The organism is Pirellulaceae bacterium, assembly GCA_029243025.1.
GTDB lineage: Bacteria > Planctomycetota > Planctomycetia > Pirellulales > Pirellulaceae.
Genome location: JAQWSU010000015.1, coordinates 53,694 through 66,417 on the forward strand (window position 1 = coordinate 53,694; position 12,724 = coordinate 66,417).

The following is a 12,724-nucleotide window of genomic DNA, read 5'->3' on the forward strand; positions in this document are numbered from 1 at the left end:
TGGGCTATTCCCAGAACAGATCATCAAACCGTATCGCATGAATTTCAGCCTCGCCCTCTAAATCGAATCGAAATGTGACGGGCCTGGATACATATTCATGAAGTTGGAGTGTCGACGGCCAAGTGACGGGTTCTTTGATCTTCCGTCCGCCCTTAAGAGTTTGGCTCGTTGCGAGTAGTTTGCCATCAGCATCAAGGATTGAAACAGTTAAATTACCGGAAGATACATCACAGCTGATTTTCATCTTTTCACTCGGCAGACTTATTTGATGCGACAGGATGTGCCCCTTGTTGCCGGTGTCCTTTAGTTTGTAGGCGGTTTGGACAGCGTTCCTGCTCTCGTCGCTGATATTAAAAGCAGTGGCATTGTCTGTGGATTTGATGAATGGCGGAGTTTGCTTCAACAGGTAATCGTTTCTCGGTGGCAAAACGAATCGCTGATCCGAGGCATCCAATGCGGCAGTGTTGGCCGCCCTTTCATCAATCGACGCATCGTCAAAACTGATATCGAAAATCTCTGCATCTCCTTCGAGTATGAATTGAAGCGATGATTTTTTGCCGACCCATTGGTCAATTGGTCCATCCTGCCAAGGTACCGGTTGGTCGACCGCGAGAGGGCCAGATAAGGCATGACTGTCACGGACCCGTGCTCCGCTCTCATCGAGGATCCAGACAAAGAGTTTGCCGTGAGGCGCATGGTAGCTAACTTTCATCTTGGCGGACGGCAGAATCATTGGGTGGGTGGCGACGTGCCCTTTGGCATGATCTTGCGTAAGTCGAAATCCTTTGGATCCATCTTTAAGTCCTGGTTTTTCCGAAGTGAAAGGCTCGGCGTTTTCCGCTGACTTGTAAAGGTCCGGGTCCGAAAAGCGATACTCCGCTCGTTGGCTTAGAAGAACGTTCGAATCTTCCGTCTTCAACAGCCAAGCCAAGTTGAAGCGGGCCATCCAATCTTTACCGCTTAGCAAATAGATAAAACCTTCACTGGGAGTGCCTGTTCTGCCTTGGGTCATCCAGGTGTAGTTACCCGGACCTCGCTTGATCAGTCGGTTGTGCGGCCAAGTGTTTCCACCATCAAAGCTAATCCAAACCCTGATGTTACTACGTTTGGGCAGGTTGGGATCGGGTGAACTAAATAACAGGATGTCGCGGTCATCACGTTTGAGTCTCAATAATCCGGCCTTGCAGCCATACTGGTCCGGAGGCCCGTCAAATAGTTCATCGTCTTGCCGCAGATCTCGCCAGGTTTCACCACTATCATCGCTGTACGCAATCCAGCGATTGCCGGTCCTGGTGTGCGTACGCGAATTGAGGTAGATGGTGCCGTCGTTTAGCTCGACTAATCCTGATTCCCCGGTTCCATCTAACGGAAAGGGATCGCTGGCTTTCCAGCTTTTTCCATGGTCATCGCTGTAGATGGCGTTGGTGTAACCTTTTCCTTCCTCTTGCTTGTTGTAATTCACCATAACGCGAGATGGAACCAGCAGGCGTCCCTTGTGCTTCCCGTGTTGGATATTGATGCCCGGGTCACAAGCGGCGTTGGGGATCGAGAGAAAGCCGTTTACATCTTTCGCGAAGTCGACTTTCTCGAGACTCCAGCTCTTGCCGTGGTCTTTGCTTTTATACATGAGGGGTGCGGGATAGAGTGCCGTCAGGAAAAACATGATCTCCCCGGTGTCTTCGTCGACAACCGTTGTTCCGAGCGTGGCGAAGCTGTGGTGTTTGTCCCTGCCCCAGCCCTTTCCGTCGTAGGGGCCGATACCGAGTGCTTTCCAATCGAGATCGATTCGTTTGCCGATCAGTTGATGATCGGACCAAGTTGCCCCACCATCGACGGAACGCTTCAGATAGATTTTGCTTCCTCGTCGCTTGTCCGGATGCGGATCTCCTTGAAGACTGAATAGCAATACGGTGCCGTCCATGGCAACATTCAGATTGCCATAAACATTGTCTTCCTGCCATAACTCGAAAATGGGTTCATTGCCGGGCGAGCTGATGGGCTCGGCTGCAGGCAGGTTGATCGATGGCAGGAACGCCCACGCCAAACCTAGGAAGCGACAGATGGTCATCCACCACACTCGTGTCTGAAACGGCCGAATGTTCGGTTCGATCGAGGTAATTGTTGGGAACTGCATGGCTTGTGTTTTCGTTTCAATCGAGGTGACGATTTCGACGTTTCCGTATTTGCGCAAGCGGAATATGAAGGGCTTTTGTTTACCGTTTTGAATCGTTTTTTAGGAGTCGATGGACCAGGATCGCGGCTTGGCTGCGGCTGAGTTGGGAGTCTGGTTTACTGGGTGGAGGAATTGTTTTCTTGAGCATTCCGGAAGTGATTTTCGTCGCCTCGGTGATGGTTAACTTCTGATCCGGATAAGCAAGAACGGTTCGTCCATTCTTTCCTTCGCGTACATCGTATTTTAGGAAGGGCTCCGCGGACTGTGTGGAATGGTCGTACAGTGTTTCCATGTATTTGAAGGCTGGGTGGCCCCGCGGGACGTCGTTGAAGTGCGCGGCAGTAATGCTGAGTGGAATCCGGAAGCCTTTCACCACCATCTGTGCGAATTCGCCCTTGGTGATCGGATCGTTCGGGCGGAATCGGTAGGCTTCTTTGTTTAGATCCGAGAGGCTTGCTGCGGGCCTATCTCTTTGGAAGTCTTGCAATTGATTGCCTGCCACGGCGCCAAGTAAACTCAGGGTCTGCACGGCCTCAAATCCTGCTGCGTCAGCTGGAAGATCGGTGTAAAAGAACAGCACGCACCCTTGTTGCAGCAGCTCGTTCTGAATCAGGCTGACCGGGACCTGACCAATTTCCAGCTGGTTGTCAATCGCCAACGCAGCCGCAACGCCTGCCGCCTGTCCAAGTGAGGCCCAAACGGGCTCCATGCGGACGGTGCACATTGCTACGTGAGTGCAGGAAATACCAACTGGAAAGAGAATGCCTTGGTGACGTTTAGGCACCATCACTTCGTAGGGGATTTGGTAAGGGCCAGTAACATCGAATAGGTGCAGGGTCCCTTCTGCCGCCCCGGTCCCTGATCTGGGTTCTTGGCGGACCGTGGCGCCTTGTACATTGTGTGAATCAATTCCGTAGACTCCGATTGCCACCGAATTCGGATTGAGTGGTCCACGCAATCCATTGCCACGGAGATCCTTGTGCACGTCGCTTTCTGTCAGTGTATAACGTCCCTCAATTCGCCGGCCCTGACGTACATAAAGTCGATAGGGTAGATGATGGTTGTCTTGGAATTCATCTTCCGGAAGGCCGACGTTGGGGGAGCCGCCTTCGGTTTGGATGTAGTAAAGCCAACCCAGGTCATAGTTGCGATAGATTTGCTCGATCTCGCGTCTTTCCTCCCAGTCCGCTAGTACCCATCGCGTTCCATGTCCCGTCAGATCGCCTCCCCAGCTGATTCCCAGTAAATCAAACTTTTGGTTGGGGATAATCGGTTTGCTGTTTCGATTCCAACGATACTTTGCCGCGTCGTAGTCTGGCGGGGGATCTTTGATCCGAAAGGGGTGATCGGCACGACCATAATCCTTGCCGGTTAGACGGTAGGTGAATGCTTGGGACCGATGATCTGCTGCTCCCGTACTTTCGGGCAGGGTAGTGGCCCGCAATACGCCCGCAACACTCCGGAAAAAATTCGTGTAGATACGTCCGGCATGAGGTTCTTCTTTTGAACGTGCTTCCCGTCCGATGCGAAATGGGATGTTCGCAAAAGCTGCCAAATCTGTCTCGTAGGTTGCATCAATAATTACTTTGGCGACGTACGTTTGTTTTTTGCCGAGTTTTCCCTGGTTATCGCGGTCTTGTGTAATGACTCCGGTGATCCGATCGCCCGTCATGAGTACATCTACAGCGACCTGGTTGAAACGTGTTGTGATTGTCTTTAATTCGGCAACCATTTCAGCGAAAATTCGAGCTGCCGTGTGGGGTTCCCAGGCTCTACCTTCTGCCACATTCCAGGGGAGAGAAGGGTTTCGATGGAGGTGCGCCTTCACGAGTGGATCTTCAGCCAGCTTGGTGCGATGATAATGGCTGACTCGTTGTCGAAATTCCTCGATCACCCCACTGTTGGACTCGACGTACAAATCGTCCAGTCGGATCACGCCAGAGGAAAGTACGCCACCTAGTACGGGCGACTGCTCAATGATGATCACGTTTTTGTCTGCACGAGCCGCTGCGATTGCGGCGGCAACTCCCGCTGGCGTCCCACCAACGACAAGGACATCGTAGGCATTTGTCGATGCCGGACTCGTTCTTGTAGGCTCGACGCCAGCTTTTGTTGAATCGCAGAGGGGTGAAAGTAATCCAAGACAAAGCAGAAGTAGGCGGAGCCAATGAGTTGGGACGCTGGGCATGTCAGTTCTATTGTTCCTTACTCAAGTCAGAGATTTTGAGTCCTGCAAAGTGCATTCGCTTTGGGAAATCTATTTTCAGTACTTCAATCCGATGCTGATACCGTGCCCAATGATGAATTAGAATTAGCTTACGCCCAGTTTAGTTCAATTTTGCCTGGTAAGGAAATGAGTTGGTTTCGATCCAGTTTGTGATAGCAGGAAACGGCTGTGCCTCGAGCGATCGCGATTGCGGGGAGAATGGCTGGGGATGTTGTTTGGGAGACGAACGTGCCTGGGCTGAACTGACTTGGGAGCGCTTCAGAATGTTTCGGTTTTGAATTGTCAAAAAAATAGGCCGTTAGTAGATCTTTGACGGCTGGGGAAATTTTAATAAACTCGTCGTTCGCACCGCGACGATCGGAGTCAGTTTGTCGGCGAATGGTGCGTTTAGGAAATTCTAGGATTGGATCGTTGAGGACGGAGACACAGCGACGAGACTGTTGATGATTCCGGCGGACCGGAAGATTTGATCCCGTCGATGATTCAGACAAAAAAAAGAGGAACACGACATCATGATCTTTCGTAATTGTTTTTGTCGTCATGGGATTACTTTCAATATCTTTCTGGTTTTCGTGGTCGTCGCTTTATTGAAAGGTTCGGCCGTTGCGACTGAACTCGGTCAGGTGGCGGTGACTTGTGATGGCCGCTCAGAGAACCAAATAGATAAACCAGGGGCAGGCAAGCCAAACCGAAACCCATCCGTTTGCGATCAGACGCCCGGTGATGCTCATCCCACCGAAAGCGTGACGTTTCGGAAGCAGGACGATGGGGTCGATGTTTGGGTAGGAAAACAGCGGGTTGCAGAGTTTGTCCACACAGAAGATCCAGTAGGACGACCGTTTATTTCCAACCTTCACACGCTTGATGGGATTAAGGTCACTCGAAACTATCCGGTGAGCGAGGAAGATCAACAGGACCATCCGCATCATCAAGGTTTGTTTCACACATTTTCACAAGTGAACGGAATTGACTATTGGCACATGAAGGGTGTTACCCGTCATCGCCGCTTCCTGATTGAACCAACAACCGGATCGGATTCGTCATTTGCTACCGAAAGCGTCTATCTGGATCGCGACGGTAAGACCCCACTCCTCAAAGAGGTGATTGTCTACTCCTTCTACGTGACAAAAATTGGCTTGTTGATCACGGTGAATGCGACGATCGAAGCGGAAGCAGAGCAAGTTGTTTTGGGGTCGAAGGAGGAGGGCGGATTCGCGGTTCGTATGTCGAGTGACTTGCGGGTTGAGTCCGGTGGAAAGATGGTTGACAATCAGCAGCGTCGTGGAGGCAAAGAGATTTGGGGGAAAACCGCTCGATGGGTGGATAATTCAGGAAGAAAAGAAAATCGCTGGGTTGGTGTGACCATCCTCACGCATCCTGAGGGTTGGGGTTCCTATTATTGGCATGCGCGTGATTATGGATTGGTAACCGCGAATCCGCTAGGGCCGCTCAATAAGGCACCGGATCGCAGCTTGAACAAGGGAGAAACACTCAACTTTAAGTATGGTGTTTTGGTTCACTCGAACGAAGACAGTGATGAATATTCTCCGACTCAAGCGCAAGTGGAATACGAGCGACTGGCAACACCCTGAGATAGGAGTGTAACGAAGATTGCGTTTTTTCTTCACGAATCGTTCGCGGAGTCGATGGCATGCGGTCCGACCGCGTTGGATGGTGACGTTGGCCGTAACACGATCGTGTTGATTTGTGCGTGGAATTCACATCACTTGCAACCCGCTTCATTTTGATTGAGTCGTTAGGCTGCGGCTAGCCGAAAGCGTCGCCGCAGATGCTGGATTTTGCGGTGCAACCGCCCCTTGGGCTTCTCAGCTTTTCTTGTCGGTAATCGTGTGATCTGAGCCTGGATCGCTTGAATCAGGTCCTCTCGGCCGATCGATTGAAGGCCCTGGATAACTTCAGGCATGGTGAGATAGTCGTAACGCGCTTGAATCTTGATGTTGTCAACCATTTTCGGGGTGACTTCGTTGTGCTGAAAGGTGGTGAAACGGTGTAGTCTCTTCGCGATTAGCAGGCCGATCATCGTACGGACGCACTTTTCGCATCGAGAACAATTTGCTTCGTGGGGAGAGGAGGTCCACCAACCGTGGCAAACTTGCAGCGTGTTGAAAGCAGGTTCCCATTCGGCGATCATTCGAATTTTGTCTAATCGGGCAACCTGAGCTTGCATGTGACTGACTTGCACGGCTGCGGTTGAATATTGGATGTCGAGCAATGGATGGGATCCGTGCGGGACTTGCGTTGTGCCTTGCTCTCCTACCGACCCGATCAGAGCGTTGCTGAGGTAGCTAGGTGATGCGATAAGTGGGGCGAGGAATGCTCCGCTGTGTGCGGCATAATAAAAGGCCCCTCGAAACGGATGGAGTTGTCGGATGTTTGTATCGAGCCGGATGACATCGAAACCGATTTGGTTGCCTAGTTTTTCGAGTCGTTTCGCCTGTGCTTCATAACGGGCACGCATAAATGACGACTCGTTGCCATGAGGGCGATCGAGGAAACTGAATCCAAACGCATAGAGAACTGTCTGAATTGAATTTGGATGCTGAAGGGGGAAACGACGTCGGTTTTCGGCAAGCATTGCCAATGCATCGACGCCGCCTGACATAAGTGCCACCGTGCGACGTTGACTTTCAGGTTTGCTGTACCGCAGACCTTGCGTCGGTTCGATTTCTATGTTGCCGCAGCGCTGGTACCATGAATTGAGTAATTTGGACGCTTGACGAAGTCCATTAGCAAGTTTTTCATCGAGTGTTCCATCAATTTGAACTCGACGCTCGCCTTCCCAAACTGCAATGGGTAGGCCTGGCAGAACAAATGCTTCGGGTAACGCTTCGAGGTGTGCAGCGAGAGGGGGACCCGCTTCGTAGTAAATCTCGACGGGTGGTAAATAACAGTCCTCGTACACGAATCTCGCCTCGATGCGAGCTCGATCCCCTCTCGTCTGCCGCTTGATGTTTTCGATTCGCACTTTTGATCAACCTTCCGGATATGCAGGATAGGGTCTCGGAAAGATTCGATCTTGCCGGTTTCTGCGTTCGATCGCCTACGCCTGGCCAATGGAATTTCGGCGATCTTGTGGGAAAAAGTTGGGCTGTTTACACCAAGGCTGAAAACCTGAATTTGTCATTGGTGTTGGCAAGTGGGGGTCGAATGGACTTGCTGCTTAACCTGCTTCATGCAGACCTGCGTGGGCGAAAATGCCGCGGCGTTAGGCCGACATCGGGGGATGGCGAGGCCGTGTTTGGGGGGGCTGCCCCAGGTTCTGCATTGGTTGAGTATCGTTGGGTCGATCGATCCCCTGCGATGATGGAACGATCTGTGGGGCGGTTGGATTTAAGCCTTGTTCTGTCCACTTCAGCTGACTTCTTCGGGTTCGTGCTCGGATCGCATTGTTAGTTTTCCAGCTTTCTCGCGTCACATAGTCACGGCGATGAAACAGATGAACGGCCACCGCCCGATGGCGAATTTGTTTACCATAGATACCGGAGTTTACTAAGCGTTCACCCAGTTCGCGGTCCAAGCCACCGTACTTCATCTCTTCATTGAAACCGTTGATCTTCACGACGTCCGCCCGCCAAGCGGAAACGTTGTGTCCATTAAAGGTCGGGCGCGTTGGTGTAATCTGATCCATGTATCTGGCAATCTGCTCGTTTCGAGTCAGTCGAAGCAGCTTGCGGTTCCAGCCAAGACCACGATGGCGCAACCAATTTCCGTCGAAAGCATCACCGGTTTGGATCGACTCTTGATTGATCCGTTGACTGAGTTGTTTTGGCAAACGAACCACGCCACCTGAGAGAAATCGGCCCGGTTCCGCGAGAGCGACATGTTTTGCCAGAAAATCTTGCCGGGGCAAACAATCGCCGTCCGTAAACAGCAGATACGGACAACTTGCTTTCCTTATGGCCTGGTTCAGTATCTGGCACTTACGAAATCCTCGGTCCTCCTGCCAGATGTGATGGATTGTCAGCGGGCAACGGGCACGTAATCGATCAATGGTTTCATGCGTCCTCTCATCGGATCCGTCGTCCGCAATCACGAGTTCGAAGTGGCGGTAGGTTTGAATTTCGTACCCCCAAATTACCCGCTCAAGCCAAGCGGGATGGTTGTACGTTGTAATAATGACGGAAACTTTCATGATGTCTCCATGGCGTCAGCGAGACCAGTCGAAAAACGAAGCGATAGCCCAGGTTAACTAGCCAGGGGGAGGTCCATCGTGCGGCTCGTTTGGATACCGATGATCTCCCGAGTCTGCTCGGCCGTGGCAAGCTCACGTCCGGCTGCACAGGCGAGCTTGGCAACACGCTCAATTAAACCTGCGTTCGTTGCCAGTTTTTTCGTTTCCCAGTCGTAATAAATGGCATCTTCTAATCCGACTCGTGCGTGCCCCCCCATGGTGACAGCTAACGAGTTGATGAAGAATTGAAACCGTCCGATACCGGTCGCGGCCCAGGTTGTTCCTTTGGGAAGTGCTCGAACTACGGTGCAAAGGTTTTCAGCGGTGGCACTCAATGTGCCAAGAGATCCCAGCAGGATATTGGCGTAGAACGGAGGGTCGATGAAACCCTTTCGAATTAAGTAATGTGCGTAATCGACCATGCCCAGATCGAAGATTTCCATCTCGGGAATGATTCCTCGTTGTTTCATCGCACTCGCTAATTGTTGCACCATCTGAGGGTCGTTGATCGAAGCCTGTTTGGGGAAGTTTAGCGATCCAAGCGTGAGGGAACCCAAATCAGGAACCAGTTGTAGCACTTCACTCCGTTGCCAGAACTCACCATACACACGGCCGCTGCATGACCCTGAAATCAATAATTCAGGACACTCATCACGCACACCGTAGAAAATCTCACCGTAGATTTCCTTCGTATAGGTGGGGGTCTCGTCAAGATCTCTCGCATGAAGATGAAGGATTGTGGCGCCAGCATCACGGCAACGTTTGGCATCCGCAATGATTTCTTTTGGCGAAATGGGCACATGCGGTGTGTCCTTCTTCATCGGAATCATTCCAGTAATCGCGGCGTTGATAATGAGTGGTTCCATGCTTGATCCTTTGCTCGATGAAAGGTAGGCGGAAGTGGGATGTAGGGAGAGCTGCCTTAGGCTGCTTCGCCTTGGGGTTTGGCCGGAGTACAGGCTCCAAGCAGTTTGACAAGCCGCGGATGTAATTCAAAATTTCCAGCGGTTAGATACATGCCCGCAATTGCTGCATAGCTTCGGGCAACAAACGGTGTCGTGTAAGCGGTACCTTCTCCCGTAGGTTGCGAGAGGTTTGGATAAGGGTTCGCTTCCCAGACCACAAGTTTTCCGTCCGGGGTGTAACTGTAATCAAAGGCCACTAAATCAAGTTGAAGTGCACGTCGCACTGCCTGTAGCGTTTCGTGATTGGGATCGGGTTGCTCTAGGTAAGCGATTTCTTCTGATTGGGTCGAACGGTTATGGATACGCTGTGCTGCGTGGACTTCCCAATGGCGAGAAACGATTAAGTGTCGAGGAACGCCGTAATCTCCCGCGGCGACGTAACGATATTTGCGATAGTGACCATCTCCTGGATCACGCACATCGATGAATTCAGCGGCGGCTGGACAAGCAAACTGGTCCCAAGGAACTCTCGCCAATTCAGTTCGGTTATGGACGAGGCATGTGGGAGCCGAATGCTTGCGGTCTTCGCGGATGATCAATGGAAAGCGAAGGTCTTGCGAGCGTTCGGTAAAACCTCTCGGATCGCTCACGCGGATTGCACGGGGCACGCGCACCTCAAGTTTTGAGATGATTCGTGCTCCCGATGTTTTGGTTGCGCGCGAAAGATTTTGAACTGGATTAATAATTGCTATGCCGCGTTGCTCACATTGCTGTTGAAGCTGCTGTAAGCGTTTCCATGATCCTCTCGGCATCCAGTCTTCCGCCGGATCCTGAAGCCAGGGTGCGCAAACCAGATAACGCGACCAGTCGATTCCGTAAAAAGGCAGGAGTCGTGGTTCGAACAAGGCACGTACGGAAGGCACTTCTGATTCAAGCCAGTTCAGTAGATAGTCATGGAAATGAGGATTTCTGGCGCTGTGGCGGAGAATTAGGAATCGGCGATCTGTGCTGCGATGTCGTCGATTTCGCAAGGCATCAGATACTGCATACGGTCCGTACAGCATTGTTCCCTTGACTCGCATTCTTAATTGGCGCGCTGTCATGTTGGGATTGTCCCTCCCGCTGTAGTCAAGGCGGTCCATTGCGAAGGGCTTGATCGGCTCTCCTGATCAATCTGTTTGGCACGAGGGCTTACCTTTAAGAATTCGTTTAACCGAGATGGAATGTCGAGTCCCGCTCGGTCAAGGTACAACTTGAGTGTTGCAGCCATAGCTCGTTCAATAGGTGGAATCAGGTGTTTGCGACCGGGGGCTGTGGGGATGCCCAGCCCGGGCAATACATTAATCTCCCAGACCACTAACTGTCCTTGTTGATCCAGGCTGTAGTCGTAGGCAAGGAAGTCCAGCCCGAGGCCGCGGCTGACATGTTGCAGCACCTCGTGGTGGGGATCCAGACTGTCAGCGTACGCGATTTCCTCTTGGATCGTCTGTTCATTGAGGACCCGGGACCCGCTGCGGACTTCCCAGTGCTTTGAGATTTGCAGTGTATGAGCCACTCCGGTCGCGCCAATCGACATGTAGCGATACTTTCTTACCAGCCCGTCAGTCGGGCTACGCACATCAATGAATTCGACCGCGATTGGCTCAGCAAACTTTTCCAGAGGGATCTTTTGGACGTCTTCCGGTTGTCGCACTAAGAAGACGGGACTCCATCCGCCGTGTGCTAAATCTTCACGGACTAACAGGGGGGGATTCAGCCCTTGCAAGTCTCGTTGAAAGCCCGCGATGTCCGTGATCCGATGGGACCAAGGTGTACGAACACCCAGATGAGCGATCTTTCGTCCACAGTCGTGCTTCGATGTGCTCAATAAATGTTCGGGGCGATTGATAACAGGCACACCGTGGGAATCGGCTGTTGCGGTCAACGCGATCGCTTGCTGACGAACGCGACGTGAACGGTACAGCAGCGTATCGGGTACCCAGGGAACGACAAGTGAGTACTTCGACGAATCTCGAAGGTTGCAAGGCAACAGGCGTAGCTCCAACGCCTCACGCACTTCTGGAAAACATTGGGCTGTCCAAGTCAAAAATGACTTGTAATAACTGGGGAGTCCGCTTTGATGACGTACGATGGCGATTTTTCGATCGGATCGAACGTAACGCCGATTGCGGAGAAAGTCCCGAGTTGGCACCGTTAGCCTTCGTAAGCCGTTTTCCAACGGTTTCGTCAGCTTTGACAGGGGCGAACAACGTTCAGTGCTGTAAGGTTTTTTTGCACTCACGAGAATTCCGTTTCGTGATCAGATCTCGCTGTTGAGGAAATATTTTCTTCGATGTTTCGTTCCTTGCGAACTTAAGCAGTTTTTTGCAACCAGTCGCTGCAAAACGTATAAATCGCTACTTGGAACTCCTCTCCCGGAAATCTCGCGTCATTGCTGGCTCTGCCTAGAATCTCCCAGCCCCGGCGGCGAAGCAGTCGGACCATTCCTGGTGAAGCTTGTCGGACCGCATGTTGAGCTCCTTGTGAAAAGGCGGCTTCATCCTGGACATCGAGGATTCTTTTGCCGAGCCCTTCTCCCTGCATTGATGGGCATACGACAACTCGGTCTGGAGAAGCAACGGGACCAGGCAGCTTCACACCATGGCGTTGGTACTCTTCGGCCTGATGAACGTCGTCCAGGCTCGCGTGTATACTCAACCGTCCGGCAGCAACAATCTGCGCGTCGCGATTTCGAATTACCCAATGTTGGCAGTGGCTGTCAATCGGATCTCGCCAACCTTCCGCGCCGAAAGCATCAGCACTGAGTTTGCCAGTGGCGTTCCAGACGCGGGCACGAAACTGACAGATTTGTGCGATTGACGGTGAATCAGAAACTTCGTCTAGTTTGAGGAAACTCTGGCTCATAGATCGTCCACTTTCGATCTCGCAATAGCGGGATAGTGACCCTCGAACAGATTCGCGGAGAGTAGGTCGGCAACTGGATCCGGTCAAGAGCGATGTGATTCAGCCGCCGAGGGTCCGCCTGATCGTTGGTAAAGGGGGACGGAACCGGGCTGTCGGTGGATTGGGGGATGCTGGATTGGGGGATGCTGGATTGGGCGAATGCCTGCGCTTTTCCTGTCGTCCGTCATAGCCCATGCTCGGACTGACGCTCCGGTGGAAATTTGATTTGCAAAGTCGACTGAATTTGGGCGAGCCAACCTGGCTGCTTCCCCTGTCTGATTGTG

At 52.1% G+C, this 12,724-nt stretch carries 9 protein-coding genes; 1 reads left to right on the top strand and 8 read right to left on the bottom strand.

Annotation, left to right across the window (positions count from 1 at the left end):
- Nucleotides 1-4: 4 nt before the first annotated feature.
- On the bottom strand, nucleotides 5-2,134 hold the full coding sequence (locus P8N76_06300) for a sialidase family protein (protein MDG2381267.1): 2,130 nt from the start codon (nucleotides 2,132-2,134) through the stop codon (nucleotides 5-7).
- Nucleotides 2,135-2,213: 79 nt separating this feature from the next.
- Nucleotides 2,214-4,361 carry an FAD-dependent oxidoreductase gene (locus P8N76_06305; protein MDG2381268.1) on the bottom strand — a complete coding sequence of 716 codons (2,148 nt, stop codon included), beginning with the start codon at nucleotides 4,359-4,361 and terminating at the stop codon, nucleotides 2,214-2,216.
- A gap of 551 nt (nucleotides 4,362-4,912) precedes the next feature.
- Here P8N76_06305 and P8N76_06310 point away from each other — a divergent pair.
- Nucleotides 4,913-5,992: a PmoA family protein gene (locus P8N76_06310; protein ID MDG2381269.1), complete on the top strand. Its 1,080-nt coding sequence runs from the start codon at nucleotides 4,913-4,915 to the stop codon at nucleotides 5,990-5,992.
- A 164-nt stretch (nucleotides 5,993-6,156) separates the two neighbouring features.
- Here the strand turns inward: P8N76_06310 and P8N76_06315 are convergent, their stop codons facing one another.
- The 6 genes from P8N76_06315 to P8N76_06340 all read right to left on the bottom strand — a co-directional run bounded on the left by P8N76_06315 (nucleotide 6,157) and on the right by P8N76_06340 (nucleotide 12,401).
- Nucleotides 6,157-7,386, bottom strand: coding sequence for a hypothetical protein (locus P8N76_06315; GenBank protein ID MDG2381270.1), 1,230 nt, complete (start codon nucleotides 7,384-7,386; stop codon nucleotides 6,157-6,159).
- A gap of 240 nt (nucleotides 7,387-7,626) precedes the next feature.
- The gene (locus tag P8N76_06320) at nucleotides 7,627-8,553 is read right to left on the bottom strand and encodes a glycosyltransferase family 2 protein (GenBank protein MDG2381271.1); all 927 of its coding nucleotides are present in this window, start codon (nucleotides 8,551-8,553) and stop codon (nucleotides 7,627-7,629) included.
- Between the two features lie 53 nt (nucleotides 8,554-8,606).
- A complete protein-coding gene (locus P8N76_06325) occupies nucleotides 8,607-9,458 on the bottom strand; it encodes a 3-keto-5-aminohexanoate cleavage protein (protein ID MDG2381272.1) in 852 nt (283 codons plus the stop codon).
- A 56-nt stretch (nucleotides 9,459-9,514) separates the two neighbouring features.
- Nucleotides 9,515-10,600: a hypothetical protein gene (locus P8N76_06330; protein ID MDG2381273.1), complete on the bottom strand. Its 1,086-nt coding sequence runs from the start codon at nucleotides 10,598-10,600 to the stop codon at nucleotides 9,515-9,517.
- Entirely contained in the window at nucleotides 10,597-11,778 is a 1,182-nt protein-coding gene (locus tag P8N76_06335; GenBank protein ID MDG2381274.1) for a hypothetical protein, read from the bottom strand. Before P8N76_06335 ends, P8N76_06330 begins: the two co-directional genes overlap by 4 nt.
- A gap of 71 nt (nucleotides 11,779-11,849) precedes the next feature.
- On the bottom strand, nucleotides 11,850-12,401 hold the full coding sequence (locus P8N76_06340) for a GNAT family N-acetyltransferase (protein MDG2381275.1): 552 nt from the start codon (nucleotides 12,399-12,401) through the stop codon (nucleotides 11,850-11,852).
- Between the last annotated feature and the right edge of the window lie 323 nt (nucleotides 12,402-12,724).